The 17,431-nt window shown below is 58.2% G+C and carries 16 protein-coding genes and 1 pseudogene; 12 read left to right on the forward strand and 5 right to left on the reverse strand.

The window, feature by feature from the left end:
* Positions 1 to 14 precede the first annotated feature (14 nt).
* Positions 15 to 800 carry an ABC transporter substrate-binding protein gene (locus HRH33_RS20840; RefSeq protein ID WP_167418103.1) on the reverse strand — a complete coding sequence of 262 codons (786 nt, stop codon included), beginning with the start codon at positions 798 to 800 and terminating at the stop codon, positions 15 to 17.
* A 624-nt stretch (positions 801 to 1,424) separates the two neighbouring features.
* Positions 1,425 to 3,380: an acetate--CoA ligase gene (gene acs / locus HRH33_RS20845; protein WP_034099953.1), complete on the reverse strand. Its 1,956-nt coding sequence runs from the start codon at positions 3,378 to 3,380 to the stop codon at positions 1,425 to 1,427.
* Positions 3,381 to 3,779: 399 nt separating this feature from the next.
* Between acs and HRH33_RS20850 the strand changes: the two genes are divergently transcribed.
* The 5 genes and pseudogenes from HRH33_RS20850 to HRH33_RS20865 all read left to right on the forward strand — a co-directional run bounded on the left by HRH33_RS20850 (position 3,780) and on the right by HRH33_RS20865 (position 7,320).
* Positions 3,780 to 4,049 carry a DUF2790 domain-containing protein gene (locus tag HRH33_RS20850; protein ID WP_034139056.1) on the forward strand — a complete coding sequence of 90 codons (270 nt, stop codon included), beginning with the start codon at positions 3,780 to 3,782 and terminating at the stop codon, positions 4,047 to 4,049.
* 510 nt (positions 4,050 to 4,559) lie between these two features.
* A complete protein-coding gene (locus HRH33_RS20855; protein ID WP_173603546.1) occupies positions 4,560 to 5,810 on the forward strand; it encodes a ribonucleotide-diphosphate reductase subunit beta in 1,251 nt (416 codons plus the stop codon).
* A gap of 75 nt (positions 5,811 to 5,885) precedes the next feature.
* Positions 5,886 to 6,395, forward strand: coding sequence for a hypothetical protein (locus tag HRH33_RS20860; protein ID WP_167416709.1), 510 nt, complete (start codon positions 5,886 to 5,888; stop codon positions 6,393 to 6,395).
* Between the two features lie 31 nt (positions 6,396 to 6,426).
* Positions 6,427 to 6,645 (forward strand): annotated as a pseudogene (locus tag HRH33_RS26795) (HNH endonuclease); the annotation flags it as partial.
* Positions 6,646 to 6,672: 27 nt separating this feature from the next.
* Complete coding sequence (locus tag HRH33_RS20865; RefSeq protein ID WP_034139059.1) at positions 6,673 to 7,320, forward strand: HAD-IB family hydrolase; 648 nt, start codon at positions 6,673 to 6,675, stop codon at positions 7,318 to 7,320.
* 116 nt (positions 7,321 to 7,436) lie between these two features.
* Here the strand turns inward: HRH33_RS20865 and HRH33_RS20870 are convergent, their stop codons facing one another.
* The gene (locus HRH33_RS20870; RefSeq protein WP_034139060.1) at positions 7,437 to 8,396 is read right to left on the reverse strand and encodes a LysR family transcriptional regulator; all 960 of its coding nucleotides are present in this window, start codon (positions 8,394 to 8,396) and stop codon (positions 7,437 to 7,439) included.
* A gap of 194 nt (positions 8,397 to 8,590) precedes the next feature.
* On the opposite strand from HRH33_RS20870, the gene argH reads away from it, so the two are divergent.
* From argH to HRH33_RS20905, 7 genes are all read left to right on the forward strand, one after another.
* Positions 8,591 to 10,018 carry an argininosuccinate lyase gene (gene argH, locus HRH33_RS20875; protein ID WP_167416708.1) on the forward strand — a complete coding sequence of 476 codons (1,428 nt, stop codon included), beginning with the start codon at positions 8,591 to 8,593 and terminating at the stop codon, positions 10,016 to 10,018.
* 119 nt (positions 10,019 to 10,137) lie between these two features.
* On the forward strand, positions 10,138 to 11,016 hold the full coding sequence (locus HRH33_RS20880; protein WP_034114941.1) for an amino acid ABC transporter permease: 879 nt from the start codon (positions 10,138 to 10,140) through the stop codon (positions 11,014 to 11,016).
* A gap of 24 nt (positions 11,017 to 11,040) precedes the next feature.
* On the forward strand, positions 11,041 to 11,805 hold the full coding sequence (locus HRH33_RS20885; RefSeq protein ID WP_034099976.1) for an amino acid ABC transporter ATP-binding protein: 765 nt from the start codon (positions 11,041 to 11,043) through the stop codon (positions 11,803 to 11,805).
* A 25-nt stretch (positions 11,806 to 11,830) separates the two neighbouring features.
* Positions 11,831 to 12,649 carry an ABC transporter substrate-binding protein gene (locus tag HRH33_RS20890; protein WP_034099978.1) on the forward strand — a complete coding sequence of 273 codons (819 nt, stop codon included), beginning with the start codon at positions 11,831 to 11,833 and terminating at the stop codon, positions 12,647 to 12,649.
* Between the two features lie 151 nt (positions 12,650 to 12,800).
* Positions 12,801 to 13,970, forward strand: a complete 1,170-nt coding sequence (locus HRH33_RS20895) for an MFS transporter (RefSeq protein WP_034099980.1) — start codon at positions 12,801 to 12,803, stop codon at positions 13,968 to 13,970.
* A gap of 54 nt (positions 13,971 to 14,024) precedes the next feature.
* Positions 14,025 to 14,972 carry a hypothetical protein gene (locus HRH33_RS20900; protein ID WP_167416707.1) on the forward strand — a complete coding sequence of 316 codons (948 nt, stop codon included), beginning with the start codon at positions 14,025 to 14,027 and terminating at the stop codon, positions 14,970 to 14,972.
* Between the two features lie 106 nt (positions 14,973 to 15,078).
* Positions 15,079 to 15,459 carry a helix-turn-helix domain-containing protein gene (locus tag HRH33_RS20905; RefSeq protein ID WP_034099984.1) on the forward strand — a complete coding sequence of 127 codons (381 nt, stop codon included), beginning with the start codon at positions 15,079 to 15,081 and terminating at the stop codon, positions 15,457 to 15,459.
* 29 nt (positions 15,460 to 15,488) lie between these two features.
* On the opposite strand, the gene HRH33_RS20910 is transcribed toward HRH33_RS20905, so the two are convergent.
* Together HRH33_RS20910 and HRH33_RS20915 are read right to left on the reverse strand one after the other, a co-directional pair.
* Positions 15,489 to 16,238: a hypothetical protein gene (locus tag HRH33_RS20910; RefSeq protein ID WP_243269792.1), complete on the reverse strand. Its 750-nt coding sequence runs from the start codon at positions 16,236 to 16,238 to the stop codon at positions 15,489 to 15,491.
* Between the two features lie 106 nt (positions 16,239 to 16,344).
* Entirely contained in the window at positions 16,345 to 17,394 is a 1,050-nt protein-coding gene (locus HRH33_RS20915; protein WP_094066975.1) for an MBL fold metallo-hydrolase, read from the reverse strand.
* Between the last annotated feature and the right edge of the window lie 37 nt (positions 17,395 to 17,431).

Below are 17,431 nucleotides of genomic sequence, written 5' to 3' on the forward strand. Positions count from 1 at the left end.
ACAGCCGCGACGATTTACTTGGCGTCGGCGCCGTAGATATCGAAGTCGAAGTACTTGTCTTGGATTTGCTTGTATTTGCCGTTGGCACGGATCGCCGCGATAGCCGCGTTGATGCGGTCGAGGCTTTCCTTGTCGCCTTTGCGCACCGCGATGCCTACGCCGTCGCCGAAGTATTTGACGTCGGTGAATGCAGGGCCTACGAAGGCGAAACCTTTGCCGGCGTCGGTCTTCAGGAAGCCGTCCTGCAGCAGGGTCGCATCAGCCACGGTGCCGTCGAGGCGACCGGCGGCCACGTCCAGGTAGATTTCGTTCTGGGTGCCGTAAGGAACCACGGTGGCGCCTTTAGGGGCCAGCACTTCCTTGGCGAAGCGATCGTGGATCGAACCGCGCTGCACACCGATCTTCTTGCCTTTCAACTCTTCCAGGCTGTCGCTGACGGTCGTGCCTTCCTTCAACACCAGGCGTGCTGGGGTGAGGTAGTAGCGGGTGGTGAAGTCCACAGACTTCTTACGGTCTTCGGTAATGGACATGGACGACAGGATCGCGTCGATCTTGCGCACTTTGAGTGCTGGGATCAGACCGTCGAATTCCTGCTCAACCCAGGTGCACTTGACCTTCATCTCTTCGCACAGCGCGTTGCCGATGTCGTAGTCGAAACCGACGATGCTGCCATCCGGCGCTTTCGACGCAAACGGAGGGTAAGCTGCTTCGATACCAATTTTCAGTGGCTTGCCTTCAGCGAAAGCCTGCATGGACAGCACGGACAGCGCCAGGGCGCCCAACAGCACGAGTTTCTTCATCTTGGGACTCCATCGGTATAGGGCAGAAACAGCAGTATGAGCCATGGCCCATGATGCGATTGAGTAAAACCGAATAGCGTTGCAGCGTCCTACGCCGGTGACTACCTGCGACGACGAGCGAGTGATCGGCATTCTAACGACAGGCCGGAAGCCGATATTTCCTCAATGCGACAACAATTTACAGAAGCACCGAGAAAGCGGTTCCAGCTCATTGACAGCCTCTGAAATTTATGCAGAGACAAAAGATATTAAACCTGTTGATGCTGCAAATTGCGGGCCTATTATTCGCAAACCCTTCTAGCACGGCAAGTCTAGCGTTTAATCTTATTTCCAGGGGTGTCTAAAACGCGGTTTTTCGGGGCATTCGCGTAGCCGTTCGCCTCAGGTGTGGGCAGCGGGTTACACATTTGCACCACTCGGTAACATTCAGAAACCTCCTACACAATAAATCGATATTTATTGGCCTGGTGGTTATGTCGGACCGTCAGCCCCTCCGCCATACCCGCCTGGAACTGCACTCCAGGGGGCAAGCCCCCTCCCACATTGGTTCTCAGTGGCTTTGAGAGATCATAAAAAAGCCCCACTCGGCTTACGCCGAATGGGGCTGTTCCCACCTATCCCGCCTTACGCGACGTTCATGGTCTTGTGCGTCTCAATCAAATGCGCCACCACACCTGGGTCCGCCAGGGTGGAGATATCCCCCAACCCGTCGTACTCGCCCGTGGCGATCTTGCGCAGGATGCGGCGCATGATTTTGCCCGAGCGGGTTTTCGGCAGGCCCGGTGCCCACTGGATCACATCCGGCGAAGCAATCGGCCCGATCTCTTTGCGCACCCAGTTTTTCAACTCCAGGCGCAGGGCTTCGGTCGGTTCTTCGCCGCCATTCAAGGTGACGTAGACATAAATGCCCTGCCCCTTGATGTCGTGCGGCACACCCACCACCGCCGCTTCGGCGACTTTAGGGTGGGCGACCATCGCGCTTTCGATCTCGGCGGTGCCCATGCGGTGGCCGGAGACGTTCAACACGTCGTCCACGCGCCCGGTGATCCAGTAGTAACCATCCTCGTCACGGCGCGCGCCGTCACCGGTGAAGTACATGCCACGGAACGTTTTGAAATAGGTATCCACAAAACGGTCGTGGTCGCCGTACAAGGTACGGGCCTGGCCCGGCCACGAATCGAGGATCACCAGGTTGCCTTCGGCGGGGCCTTCGATCAGGTTGCCGAGGTTGTCCACCAACGCCGGCACGACGCCAAAGAACGGCCGCGCCGCCGAACCCGGCTTGAGCGCATGGGCGCCCGGCAGCGGGCTCATCATGTTGCCGCCGGTTTCGGTCTGCCACCAGGTGTCGACGATCGGGCAACGGGATTGACCGACGTTCTTGTAGTACCAGTCCCAGGCTTCCGGGTTGATCGGCTCGCCCACCGAACCGAGCAGACGCAGGCTGCTGCCGTCGGCGCCTTCGCAGGCGGCGGTGCCCGAGGCCATCATCGCGCGAATCGCGGTCGGGGCGGTGTAGAGGATATTGACCTTGTGCTTGTCGACAATCTTCGCCACTCGGGTGATGTCCGGGTAGTTCGGCACGCCTTCGAACAGCAGCGTGGTCGCGCCATTGGCCAGTGGGCCGTAGACGATGTAGGTGTGACCGGTGACCCAGCCGACGTCGGCGGTGCACCAGTAGATTTCGCCCGGGCGGTAGTCAAAGACGCGCTCATGGGTCAGGGCCGCATACAGCAGGTAACCGCCGGTGGTGTGCTGCACGCCCTTGGGCTTGCCGGTGGAGCCGGAGGTATAGAGGATAAAGAGAGCTTCTTCGGCCCCCATCTCTTTCGGTGCACAGACCGCGCCCGCCACTTTCATCAGGTCTTCGTACCAGATGTCGCGATGCTGGTTCCACTTGATCGCGCCGTTGGTGCGCTTGCACACGATGACTTTCTGGATGCTGCTGGTTTCCGGATTGGTCAGGGCGTCGTCGACGTTGGCCTTGAGCGGAATTTTCTTACCGGCGCGGATGCCTTCGTCAGCGGTGATCACCACCTTCGACTTACAGTCGATGATGCGACCGGCCAGGGCCTCCGGCGAAAAACCACCGAACACCACTGAATGGATCGCACCGATGCGCGCGCAGGCCAGCATGGCGACCACGGCTTCGGGAATCATCGGCATATAGATGGTCACCACGTCGCCGCGGTGTACGTCCTGGCCACGCAGGGCGTTGGCGAATTTGCAGACTTCTTCGTGCAGCTCGCGGTAGGTGATGGTACGGCTCTCGGCAGGGTCATCGCCCTCCCAGATGATGGCTGCCTGATCGCCGCGCTCGGCGAGATGACGGTCCAGGCAGTTGTAGGAAACGTTCAAGGTGCCATCGGCGAACCACTTGATGTCGACGTGGTGATCGTCGAACGACGTCTGCTTCACCGTGGTGAAAGGCTTGATCCAGTCAAGACGCTTGGCTTGCTCGCGCCAGAAACCGTCGGGGTTGACCACCGACTGCTGGTACATGGCCTTGTAGGTCGCCTCGTCGGTCAGCGTGTTGGCTGCTACTTCGGGGCGAACGGGGTACAGGGAAGCCGCACTCATCTTTCTTACCTCGGTGACAATAGTTGTTTTTGTATGGCCCCTGTTTTAGCCGGGGTGAGCCTATAGAACCATTCGACGATGGTAGTAACAAGACCCTACAAATTGCCCTGCTATCCCCTTACACCGCTCTGGCCCGCAGCCTACGGGGCTTTACCGCCCAATGAAAAATCCTTCACCCGGGGATTGTTACAAAAACCGCCAAAAGTGTTTATCAAAAGCACGGGTATATGAATATAACCGGCACGCCTAAAATCAACTCCGCCAACAAGGCACTGTGATTAACAACGCAACAGCCCCCACGAAGGCAACGTTAATCCGAACTTCCCAACTTTTAAGTTACACACGCGGCCTCACAAGGGCCCCGTGACCCCTTTCGCCCTGAAGAAGGTAAATACAGTAATGAAAGCGTTAGTAGTGATGGCCCTCAGCAGCGTGTGTGCCACTGCCGCCCTGGCCGACGAAGCCCCGACCGAACTGGCCGGCAAGAACGCACCGATTGTCGAGGACTACACCTACAGCACTCATTTGGACATCGCTAAAGTACTGTCCATGAGCAACGTGCCGGATGTCTGCGAAGTTGTACCGGTAAAAATGGAATATGAAGATTCCCAAGGTCAGCGTCATATTCTTAATTACCATGTAATGGGCAATGGCTGCTCTAACGGCTAATAACGTATTTATTCAGATATAAACTCGGATCTTGGCCGCCGCAGAAAATCGTTTCTGCGGCCAAGAACCTGCCTTACAAAGCCCTACGTTGTGCCCTCACCCTCGCCTACCCAAAACATCCCACCGCCCGTCAAAAAATTCCTACCCCAGCAAAGCCTTGCAAACACGCGCTTTGACCGAAAACCATGGCCTTACAGCGGTCAATCGTGACCATCCGCCGCAACACAAAGCCGATTTTTTCCCTATAATGCGCGGGTAAATCGGGCCTGCAATATCCCTTTACACAGGGACGAAGAGCCAGACCTGAGGCCATCGCCGGAGCCAGCACCGACCGCTCCGCCCCTCAAGCCTCACGCAGCGCACCCGTTACGCAATTTCCGTTTAATGCCTGCGCGAGCTGTTGCAAGAAACGATTCCTTAAGATCCACCGCGGCCCTCGGGCCGTGTGAACACCCAACCATCCGGTTTCACACGGGCACCTTGGAGCCCTCACGCAGGAGACGACACGTCATGCTGAGCTGGGACGAATTCGACAAAGAAGATGAAGGCGAAGTAGCCACCAAAGGCGCCAACGCCGGCCACGCCACCGAAGCCAACATGGACCGCCTCGACGGTGCCGGCGCCGCCGCCGCCATCGAAGCCCGCGCCGTCACCGCCAGTGACTCCGCCGCCATCGTGCGCGCCAAGGCCGCCCTGGACAAACTCGACATCGCCGAAGGCCTCGCCGAACTCGAAGGCGCCTCCGCCCGCGTCGCCGTCGACGAAAAGCGCATGATCAACTGCCGCGCCGACCTCAACCAACTCGTGCCTTTCAAGTACGACTGGGCCTGGCAGAAATACCTCGACGGCTGCGCCAACCACTGGATGCCGCAAGAGGTCAACATGACCGCCGACATCGCCCTGTGGAAAAACCCCGAAGGCCTTACCGACGACGAACGCCGCATCGTCATGCGTAACCTGGGCTTCTTCTCCACTGCCGATTCGTTGGTCGCCAACAACCTGGTGCTGGCCGTGTACCGCCTGATCACCAACCCGGAGTGCCGCCAATACATCCTGCGCCAGGCCTTCGAAGAAGCGATCCACACCCACGCCTACCAGTACTGCATCGAATCGTTGGCCATGGATGAAGGCGAGATCTTCAACATGTACCACGAGATCCCATCGGTGGCGAAGAAAGCCGCCTGGGGCCTGAAGTACACCCGTTCGATCTCCGATCCGAAGTTCGAAACCGGCACCGTCGACACCGACAAAGAACTGCTGCGCAACCTGGTCGCCTACTACTGCGTACTGGAAGGCATCTTCTTCTATTGCGGCTTCACCCAGATCCTCTCCATGGGCCGCCGCAACAAAATGACCGGCGTGGCCGAGCAGTTCCAATACATCCTGCGCGATGAGTCGATGCACCTGAACTTCGGTATCGACGTGATCAACCAGATCAAAATCGAAAACCCACACCTGTGGGATGCCGAGATGAAGGAAGAAGCGACCCAGATGATCCTGCAAGGGACCCAACTGGAGATCGAATACGCGCGCGACACCATGCCACGCGGTGTATTGGGCATGAACGCGGCGATGATGGAGGATTACCTCAAGTTCATCGCCAATCGTCGCCTGTCGCAGATTGGCTTGAAGGAAGAGTATCCGGGGACCACCAACCCGTTCCCGTGGATGAGCGAGATCATGGACTTGAAGAAAGAGAAAAACTTCTTCGAAACCCGCGTGATCGAGTACCAGACCGGCGGTGCGCTGAGCTGGGATTGATTAACAAGTAACAGTAAAAAGAGCTGCTCACGGCAGCTCTTTTTTTTGACAAAAACTCAGGATCGGACCTACAGCATGGAAATGCTTGTCTTCACACTTATCAGCATCGCCCTACTCGCTCTTGGTGCCTGGAGCATTCTTTCGGGAAGACTCTACAGACAACCATTTGCCCTGTATCTAATTGGTTTTCTATTGGCGCTGGGGGGCGGGTACATCGCGTACGGCCTGGATCTGGGTTCTCAAAACGGTACAGTTTCTAAATTTTTCACCCATCTCAAACTCGCCTCATCGTTTGTCAGTTACACCATCGCAGCAGCGGGCGGCAGCCTCATCGCCAGCGGTATTGTTCTGAAAGCACAACACCAGGCCCAAAGGGACTACCTGAAAGCGAAAGCCTGCGTAGACCTGATTCTGGACAACATCAGGATCATTCAATTGAGCGCCAAGGAAATACTCGACGACCCTGCAAGATTCCCTTTAGAACAACAGGAAAAAAGACTCCGCGCGTTGCGCGAACGCTTTTGTGACCAGACGATCGCGCTGCGTCAAGCCACTGATCAACTAGATCGGATGGCGCATCTATAGAGGCCTGGGTGGGGGCAGGCTTATTTTTGGGGGCCGGCCACTTCTTGAAGTACATCAACGCAAGCACCTGCCCCCAGAAGGGTTCGGATCGCATCACCAATGCTGTAGCCTTGTGCCCCAATTGCCATCAGCGTTGTCACCGATCAGCGACCGGGGTGCTTTCACCGAAGCGCTCTACACCAGATCGGAAGATTGGCACGGGAGTAAACTCCTGCTGTCACACCTGATGCACGAAAAAAATACTAGATAGGACCGAGGCCAACCCGTGAACCCAGACATGCTCGAAGCCGGCCCCGTTGATGCCAAAGTACTCTCCGTCTTTGACTTCGACGGCACCCTCACCCACCACGACAGTTTCGTGCCCTTCCTCAAGTTTGCCTTCGGCAGCGGCGAGTTTTATGGCCGGATGGTCAAGCTGGCGGTGCCGGGGCTGCGTTTTTTGTTGCGGCAGATCAGCCGGGACGAGTTGAAGGCGCAGTTGATCCGCACCTTTATGACCGGGGTGGAGAAGACGTGGGTGCAGCAGAAAGCCGAAGAGTACTGCCAGCGCAATTGGGCGCGGCTGATGCGCCCGGCGGGGGTGCTGTCGGTGGAGCAGGAGTTGGGCTCGGGGGCGGAGGTGACGCTGTGCTCGGCATCGCCGGCGTTGGTGCTGCAGCCATTTGCCGATCGGCTTGGGATCAAGTTGATTGGCACGGAGCTGGAGGTGGTCGACGGGGTGTTGACCGGCAAGCTCACCGGCAATAACTGCCGTTGTGAGAATAAAGTGCTGCGGCTTGAGGCGGTGTACGGGGATCTGGGGGAGTATCGACTGCGGGCCTGGGGCGATACGCGTGGGGATCGGGAGTTGTTGGCGGCAGCGCAGGATGCGCATTTTCGGCATTTTCATGCGAAGAAGAAAAAGCGCGCTCGTTTGCAGCGGTGATGCGGGTGGAGACGTTCGACAGGGAAACCGAGTCGGTCCCATCGCAGCCTCGCTAAAGCTCGGCACCTCCCACATTTGACCTTTTGCAGCCCGTTGATCTGTGTTCGGCGAAGGGTTTATGGGGTGGCTTTGAGATTTACGCCGAGGGCGGTGGCAAAGGCTTTTACCAGCGGACTTCTCGGCGCGTTGTGGCGCAGGATCAGGTTAAACGCCGTGCTCAGGTGAACCTGCTCCGGACACAGTGCGCGCAGGCGCCCTTCCCTTACCAACGGTGTGGCGTAGTGTTCGGGCAAGAAACCGATAAAGCGGCCGGTAAGGATCAGGATGGCGACGGCTTCGACCTGGGAGGCTGAGGCCGATTGGCTGTCGTAGTTGACGAAATGGCTCTTATCGCGATGGATCGCATACCGATGGTTGACCACTTCATATTGGCGCAGCACCTCAGGCGTGATGTCGTTCGCGGTGAACAGCGGATGTCCTACGGCGCAGTAGGCGTGGGCCCTTTCTTCGTAGAGCGGGAAGTAGTCGAATTCTTCGCGGCGCTGGTATACGGGAACAATACCGACGATCAAGCGCCCTTCCACTACGCCGCGCTCAACTTCATCCAATTGCGAGGCATGTAGGCGCAATCTTATTTTTGGCGATTGGCTATGTAAGGCGCCCAGGGCTTTAATCAATGGTGAATTAACATCGGAGACGGTGTTATCAATAACTCCGACACTAAGATCACCAATAAGCTCGTTTTGCGCCGAACTAAGCTTGTCTCTGAAACTGTCCACCGAAGCAAATAACTCAATGCTCGCCTGATACACCAGCTTGCCTTCTTCGGTCAGCCCGAAGCCTTCGCGGCCCCGCGTACACAGGCGCATGCCGATGCGGATTTCCAGGTCGGAAATCTGTTTGCTGATGGCCGCGAGGCCCACGTTCAGCTCGTTTTGCGCGGCACTGAAGCCTCCCGCCTCGACCACGGCCATAAATACCCGGAGCAATTTGAAGTCCAGGCCGCTCAGTTGCAAAGGCGGTCGAGTGCCGGGTTTTGGCGCTATGTTTCCAGAATTGGAAAGTGGGGTTTCCATAATACGCGTTGACCTCTAGTGCCATATTCAAACAGGCTTTGACCCAATCCTTGAATACAGCCAGGCGGCGATAATGAACATAAACAACCGCCCTTGGCAACCTTGAATACGGTGCGTCAGACGCCGGTTCAACCCGATTGAAAACTTACTTTTACTGCCTCCGACTCTTCTAAAAACAAGCGTGAGGAACACCTATGTCTCAGCCCACCGACCGCCTTTGGGGCGCGCGTTTCAAGAGTGGCCCGTCCGCGGCATTGGCGGCGCTGTCCCGTTGCCCTGAGCGTTATTTCCGCCTGACGCCCTACGACCTGGCTGGCTCCCGCGCCCATGCCCGTGAGTTGCAGCGCGCCGGGCTGCTGGACGAATCGGAGACCCTGCGCACGCTGCAAGCACTGGACACTATCGGCGAGGATTTCGCCGCCGGCCGCCTGCATCCGACCCGGGATGACGAAGACGTCCACACCTTTATCGAACGCGTCCTGACCGAGCGCCTCGGCGCCCTCGGCGGCAAGCTGCGCGCCGGGCGTTCGCGCAACGATCAGACGGCCAATGATCTGCGCCTTTTCCTACGGGACCATGCGCGCACCATCGCCACCGAGGTGCTGGGGTTGCAGCAGGCATTGGTGACCCAAGCCGAACAGCATATCGAGAGTATCTGCCCGGGCTTTACCCACTTGCAGCAGGCCCAGCCGATTGTGTTCGCCCACCACTTGCTGGCTCACGCCCAGTCGATGTTGCGTGACGTACAGCGCCTGGTGGATTGGGATGCGCGCACGGCATTGTCGCCGTTGGGCGCGGCGGCGATGGCAGGTTCCGCGATTGCGCGTCAACCGCAGCAGTCGGCTGAGGAAATGGGCTACAGCGCACCCTGCGAAAACTCCATCGATGCCGTGGCCAGCCGCGATCATGTAGCGGAATTTTTGTTTGTGGCGGGCATGCTCGGGGTGAATATTTCGCGGCTGTCCGAAGAGTTTTGCCTGTGGTCGTCGCGCCAGTTTCGCTGGGTCGTGCTGGACGATGCCTACGCCACCGGTAGCTCGATCATGCCGCAGAAAAAGAACCCGGACATTGCCGAATTGGCACGGGGCAAGGCCGGACGTTTGATCGGCAACCTGACCGGGTTGATGTCGACGCTCAAGTCGTTGCCACTCTCCTACAACCGCGATTTGAGTGAAGACAAGCACAGCGTGCTGGACAGCGTCGACACCCTGCTGCTGGTGCTGCCGGCCATGGCCGGGATGGTCGCAACCATGAAGGTGCAGGTGGAGGAGCTGCGGCGCCAGGCCCCAATGGGTTTTACCTTGGCGACCGAAGTGGCCGATTGGTTGGCCACCCGTGGCGTGCCGTTCAAGGAGGCCCACGAGATCACCGGCGCTTTGGTGCAGGCCTGTGAGAAGCATGAGATCGAATTGTGGGAAGCCTCGCCGGCGATGCTGGCCGAGGTGGATGCGCGGTTGACCCCTGAAGTGCGCGATTGCCTGACCCTGGAAGCGGCGATTGCTGCGCGCAGTGGCTGGGGTGGGACGGCGCCGGAGCGGGTGCGCGAGCAGATCGGGCGGTTGAAGGTGGCGTTGGCTGAGCAGCAGAAATGGGCTGAGAGTTACCTGGGGTTTCGGCTTTGAGCCACTGGAATAGGTGGTGCCTGCACTGGCGCTTTCGCAGGCAAGCCAGTTCCCACATTTTGACCGCATTTCAACAGTTGCACCGAGTACAGCGGTAATCGCTTTTTTGGAGAATCACCATGAACCCAACCCCTGCCGAGCGCTTGCAAGCCGAGCGCAAGCAGTCCGAGAACCAGTTCGATATCACCCAGTACGAACATGTGCCGCGGCGCTATTACGGGCGCATGTTCTTCGCCACGTTGATTGTGATCGTCCTGGCCGCACTGTTGCGCGCATTCGCCAATGGCCAGATCGAATGGTCCTACATCGGTCAGTTCCTCACGTCTGAGGCCATTCTGTGGGGCCTGGTGAACACCATCGTCATGTCGATCCTGGCCATGGCGCTGGGCGTGGTGATCGGCGTGATCACCGCGATCATGCGCATGTCGGCCAACCCGATCCTGCGCTACGTGGCCATCACTTACACCTGGCTGTTCCGTGGTACGCCACTGATTCTGCAACTGCTGCTGTGGTTCAACCTGGCATTGATCTTCCCGGTGATTGCGATCCCGGGCCTGTTCAGCATCGACACCGTCGACCTGATGACGCCATTCGTGGCCGCCCTGCTCGGCCTGAGCATCAACCAGGGTGCCTACACCGCCGAGGTGGTGCGCGCCGGTTTGCTCTCGGTGGATACCGGCCAGTACGAAGCGGCCAAATCCATCGGCATGCCGAGTCTGCAGGCGCTGCGTAGGATCATTCTGCCGCAGGCCATGCGCGTGATCATTCCGCCAGTAGGCAACGAGTTCATCAGCATGGTGAAAATGACCAGCCTGGCCAGCGTGATTCAGTACTCGGAGCTGCTGCACAACGCGCAAAACATCTACTACGCCAACGCCCGGGTCATGGAGCTGCTGATCGTCGCGGGCATCTGGTACCTGGCGGTGGTGACCGTTCTTTCATTTGGCCAAAGCCGCCTGGAGCGTCGCTTTGCCCGCGGCGCCGGCAAGCGTTCGTAAGTCTGGGTTGAGGAGATTTGCCCCATGAGAAGCATCGTCAAGGCCGTCAACCTGAACAAGTATTACGACCAGTATCACGCGCTGCGCGACATCAATATCGAGGTCGAGCAAGGCGAGGTGATGTGCATCATCGGCCCGTCCGGCTCGGGTAAAAGCACCTTGCTGCGCTGCGTCAATCAACTGGAAAAAATCGACAAGGGCGGCCTATGGGTCGACGGCGAGCTGGTGGGTTACCGGGTGGTCGGCAACAAGCTGCACGAGATGAACGAAGTGCAGATCGCCCGCCAACGCCTGGCCACCGGCATGGTGTTCCAGCGCTTTAATTTGTTCCCGCATATGACCGTGCTGCAGAACATCATCGAAGGCCCGTGCCAGGTGCTCAAACGCTCGCCCAAAGAGGCCATCGAAGATGCCATGGAGCTGCTGGCCCGCGTCGGCCTGGCGGACAAGCGCAATGCCTATCCGGTGGAATTGTCCGGCGGTCAGCAGCAGCGTGTGGCGATTGCCCGCGCCCTGGCGATGCGTCCCAAGTTGATGCTGTTTGACGAACCCACGTCGGCCCTCGACCCGGAGCTGGTAGGAGAAGTGCTGTCGGTGATGCGCGATTTAGCCACCACCGGCATGACCATGATCGTGGTCACCCATGAGTTGGGCTTCGCCCGTGAAGTGTCCAACCGCATGGTGTTTATGGACGCCGGCCAGATTGTGGAAGCCGGCAGCCCCGAAGAAATTCTAATAAGCCCACAAAACCCGCGTACCCAAAGCTTTATTTCTGCCGTTCGCACTTAACTAAATAACTAACGAGAACGTCCCCATGAAAAACCTGTTTATCCCTACCCTGCTCGCCGGCCTGATGGCCTCCACTGCTGTGTTCGCCTTGCCGGCGGCCATCAAGGACAAAGGCGAAATCAGCGCGGCCATCGTGCCGAACTACCCGCCGATGGATTTCAAAGACCCGGCCACCAACAAACTCACCGGTTTTGACTTTGACCTGGGCAATGCGTTGGCCGAGCGCCTGGGTGTAAAGATCAAATGGCAGGAAACCGGCTTCGAGCAAATGCTCAGCGGCCTGACCACCAAGCGCGTGGACATCGTGCTGTCAGGCATGACCGACACCGCCGAACGGCAGAAATCGGTGACCTTTATCGACTACTTCACCAGCGGCCCACAGCTGTACACCCTGGCCAAGCGTGAAGAGATCAAGGAATTGACTGACTTGTGCGGTAAAAAAGTCGGCACCAGCCGCCGCACCACTTGGCCATCGGAGATTACCGCATGGAGCAAGGAACACTGCGAAGCGGCGGGTAAGCCAGGCATCGTAGTGATCGGTACCGAAGGTTCGGCGGACGCGCGAGCGCAGTTGCAGCAGAACCGCCTGGATGCAGCGATGCAGGGCAGCGAAACCATTCCGTATCTGATGTCGTTGGACAAGGGCAAGTACAAGCCGGTGGGCCTGGCGATTTCCAAGCAATTCACCGGGCTGGGCATCGAGAAGAGCAACACCGAGCTGGTCACGGCGATCAGTGAGACGTTGCAGGCCATGATTGATGACGGCACCTACGGCAAGATTCTGAAGAAGTGGGACCTGGAGCAAGGGGCGGTCGAGAAGATCACCATCAATGCCGGCCAGTAACAACACGGTCTGAAAATGTGCGAGGGGCTTGCCCCGATAGCGGTGGTTCAGTTAACTGATGCTTGTCTGATACACCGCTATCGGGGGCGAGCCCCCTCCCACCTTTGATCTGTGTTGTCGTTAAGTACTCTTTAGGAAGCTCGCCTTCACCGTGGCCACCTACTCCCTGGTAATCCGCCGCTTGATGATCTGCTCGGTCACCATCGTGGTCAGCCGCGCCATGACCAGCCCGTTGCTGGCGCTGCTATTGAGCACCCGCCTGGGCCTCAACCAGCAGGACATCGGCCTGTTGATGGGCGTCGCGGTGTTTATCGCCACACTGTTGGGCTTGTATGGCGGCTACATCATCGATCGTTTGGAAAAACGCAAGCTGTTGATCCTGGCGATGCTCTCCAGCTCCATCGGTTTTCTGTTGCTGACCTTTGCCAGCAACCTCTACCTCACCACCTTGACCCTGGTGATCACCGAAGCCGCCTCGGCCCTGTTTTTGATCGGTTCCAAGGCGATCATCAGCGAAAACCTGCCGGTGGGGGAACGGGCCAAGGTGTTTTCCCTGCGTTACACCCTGACCAACGTCGGCTACGCCACCGGCCCCATGGTGGGCGTAGTGATAGCCGGGCATATGCCGTTGGCGCCGTTTTTGATCGCCAGCGCGATTGCCTTGGGCAGTGTGTTCCTGATGATCGGCATCCCGCCCACTCAACGCGACGAAAGCGTCAAGCCACTGAGTTTTCTCAGCACGCTGCGCACCTTGCGCAACGATCGCACGTTGATCCTGTTCACCAGCGGCAGCTTGTTCAGCACCATTGTCCACGGGCGCTATACGCTTTATCTGTCACAGTTTCTGCTGGTGGCCTACAAGCCGGAGCAGGCGCTGAAAATTCTGTCAGCGGTGCTGGCATGCAATGCCGTTACCGTGATCGCCATGCAATACCAGATCGGCCGCTTCCTCAAGCGTGAGCAATTACGCTACTGGATCGTGCTGGGCACCACGCTGTTCATCGCCGGGTTGGTTGGCTTCAGCCTCGCGGACGGTCTGCTGAGCTGGTGCGTGGCAATGTTCGTGTTCACCTTGGGCGAGATGATCATCTACCCATCAGAGTTCCTGTTTATCGACACCATCGCCCCGCAAGCGCTGCGTGGCAGTTACTACGGCGCACAGAACCTGGCGGCGTTCGGCGGGGCGATGAGCCCGGTGATCTGCGGCTATCTGTTGATCAACGCAGCGCCCACCAGCATGTTCTACGCCCTGGGTGCGTTGACCGCGCTGGGCGGCACCTTGTGTTTTCTGAGTGGGCGGCGGGTTGCAGGTTCTTGCTGATATTTACCCAGGATCCGGCTATTAATAGCGAACTTTCTCACGGACCCGAGCCCTATGAAATTCGACACGGCCTACTGCCTGAGTCTCGACGAAAAGCTATCGATCTATGATGTGCGCGAGCTGAATTTCGACGAAACCGTCGCCTTCGACTCTGACAAGGACAGCTTTCTGTGCCCCAACGACGTGTGCCGCGCTGCGTTCCAAGCGAGCAACGTGCTGACCACCTTCAACGCGAAAAACGTCAACTACCTTCGCACGCCACACTTCAAGAACTCCCCGGCCACCCAGCATATCGACGGCTGTCGTTACGCCAGCACGCACAAGGGCGCTGCCGGCGAAAGCGACGACGAGCGAGAGGACAATTTCCCATCGGAATTTGTACTGACGCGACGTACTTACCCACGCAACACCGCACTGCCCGGTAGCGAAGAGAAAATCCCACAAGATCCGACGAAAACACCTTCAACACGCGTAGGCTCCCCCGCCAGCTCCCACGAAAGTACACCGGACAAAACCAGCGTGTTCGCCCATCCGGTGGAGTGCTATGTGTCGAACATCGACAATAAGGACAAGCTGAAAAGCATGCCGTTGAAGATCGGCGATCACACCGCGACCTACTGGACGTTTTTCAAGAAAATCGAATACCTGCAAGACAACAAGGGCCTGATTTACTGGGGCAAGATCAAAGAGATTAAGGACTACACCAACAGCTTTCGCATCGACTTCGAAAAGAAGGTATGGCTGGACAAGAAACCCTATTCGGTGAATGTCTACCTGAGCAAAAAACTCATCGAGAACTATCGCAAACGCAAGGCATTCCTGGAGCAGATCAAAGCGGCTGTCGACAGTGAACGCACGCTATATTGCTTCTTTTACGGCGTGACCCCGGAGTTGAAACAGGTGCCGAGCAAGAAAAAACCCGAACAGACGTTCGGGGTGTTCAGCGCGGATATCGAGAACCTGGACCATCTGATCATTCGCGAGGCGCCAGGGGTGCAATAGCAAGCGGCTCAACGCCAAGAGACGGCACCAGTTGATGAGCGGTCAAAACAACTGTACAAAAAAACAGTATAGTTTGCCCTCACTCGTCGAACCCTGGAGAAATTCCATGTCCTCTCTGGCAATCAGCTCTTTCGTAGACCAACAGATCCTGCTGCACCAATTCACCGCCAAGCACTGCGTGCAGGCCCGCGCCATGTTGGGCTGGAGCCGGGAAGAGCTGGCACGCCAGGCAGGTGTGACGGTCGACGCAGTGCAACGCTTTGAGCAGCACGTCGAGGCCGATGACGAAACCCGCCTGGCGTTGGCGTTTCGGCTGGAGGCTGAAGGGTTGGTATTCTTCCCGGGCTTCGCACCGGGATGGGGTATGACCGCTCGCAAGTGGGCCGCCAGCCCCACCGAACCCGCCGCCCAGAGCATGATTGCACGGCTGATGGGCTCCACCGCGGCAGCCATGGACTCGACCACGCCTCACGCCAATGGAGCTTAGCCACTCAGCCTATTCCGTGCCTACGGCGGTTATGAAGATGTCAGCCGAGCGGCGTTGCGATAGGCCTGTGCCAGCGCCGCCAGAGAGTCCCTGGACCATCGCGCGCCGTAAAACCATAACGTGGCGCCATCTTCGAGGGGTTCGCCCACCTTGGGGTAGCCAGTCCAGCAAGCAGCATGGAATGCCCCGCTGCGGCTGTCCGACACCAGGGCATCCAGACGGTATTGGTTTATCAGATCATCGATTTCATTGCGGGTATGCAGGTCGAATTGCAGGCTGGCGTCCAACCGCTGCGCAGACACTGGAAACAGCAACGCCCCTCCCCGGCGCAGCCTCTCCAGTGCGCGCATGAAGGATGCGGAGTGCTCAATGGAGGCGTGGGCATCGCCCTGCTGGTAGCGGTCGGCAAACCCTACACGCGTGCCAGCCAGAAGTGGGGTAGCCGTGCGGGTGGTGTCGTTTTGCACCAATGGCACTTCCACCATCACCGGCTCGGTAGGGTCCACGCCGCTTAACGCGATGAGTGACAGCGACGGATCCCGCATGGGTTTTGCAGGCAGGCTGGGCGCGTTGAAACCGGGAATCGGAATATGACTTTCCAGATGAATACGAGCTTGGGGGGCCGTATCGAAAGCAATACCCTTTTTTGCGCCGCCAGCGTCAGCGGAGACCGGAGGCGGGCCGCAGGTGGGTTTTGTCGATTCGCCCTGCACCAGCCCCAGTGACAACACTGGGCAAACGACTATTTTTGAACACGGTTTCCTGTAATCCTTTTCCATCGGATGGCCCCCCTGCGATGATTTTCCGGGGGATGATCGCACCCTTGACTGTCGCCTGTCGCAGCCTTGAAACAGCTTGAAAACTCCTTTTTCGACAACACTTTCGTCAGCTCGCCAGATGCTCCCGAGCACCATGGGTTTCCACGTCCAGCCACCAGGCATGCCCACGCTCTGGCTGATTCAAACTGAATGCCCGTCCCATTGGCGGCGTTGCAATCGACACATTGCGCTCCCACGCCAATGCCATGATGCGATCAAAGGGTTCGTGCCAGGCATGGAACGCCAGGTCGAAGGTGCCGTTGTGGATCGGCAGTAGCCAACGGCCCTTGAGGTCGATATGGGCCTGCAGGGTTTGCTCGGGTTGCATGTGAACATGGGGCCAGTCGACGTTGTACGCACCGGTTTCCATCAATGTCAGATCGAAGGGGCCGTAGTGTTCGCCGATGCGCTTGAAGCCGTCGAAGTAGCCTGTATCGCCGCTGAAAAAAACTCGACGAGGGCCGTCGATCATGACCCATGAACACCAGAGAGTCTGGTTGGCATCGAACAGGCCGCGCCCGGAAAAATGTTGGGCGGGGGTGGCAACAAAACGAATGCCATCCACCTCGGTGCCCTGCCACCAGTCCAATTGACGCACTTTGCTGGCATCTATCCCCCACTTGACCAAGATGTCGCCCACGCCCAGCGGCGCGAGGAAATGCCGGGTTTTGTCGGCCAGTTGGATGACAGCATTGCGGTCCAGATGGTCGTAGTGGTTGTGGGAAAGAATCACCGCTTCAAGGTCAGGCAGTTCATCCAGACTGATCGGCGGTTGGTGGAAACGCTGGGGGCCGGCCCAACTGAATGGGGAAGCGCGTTCGGCGAAGACCGGGTCGGTCACCCAGAACTTGCCGCGCATTTTCAACAGCACGGTGGAATGCCCAAGGCGAAACACACTGTGGTCCGGCGCATTCCATAACTGCTCGCGGGTCAGCGGTTCGACGGGTATGGCCCCTACCGGCCGCGTTGTGCGGGGTTTGTTAAACAGCATATTCCAGAAAATACGCAACGTTTTGCCGAACCCACCATGCTGCACGGGGGCTTCGTTGCTGAAAGCGCCCTTACCCTGCTCGGCGGGTTTGGCTGAAGGGACGACACGGGATGAAATCATGGCCATGACAGAGTGACTCCTACAGTCCGCTCATAAACTACAC

It is taken from the genome of Pseudomonas rhodesiae, assembly GCF_013285305.1.
In the GTDB taxonomy this organism is placed as follows: domain Bacteria; phylum Pseudomonadota; class Gammaproteobacteria; order Pseudomonadales; family Pseudomonadaceae; genus Aquipseudomonas; species Aquipseudomonas rhodesiae.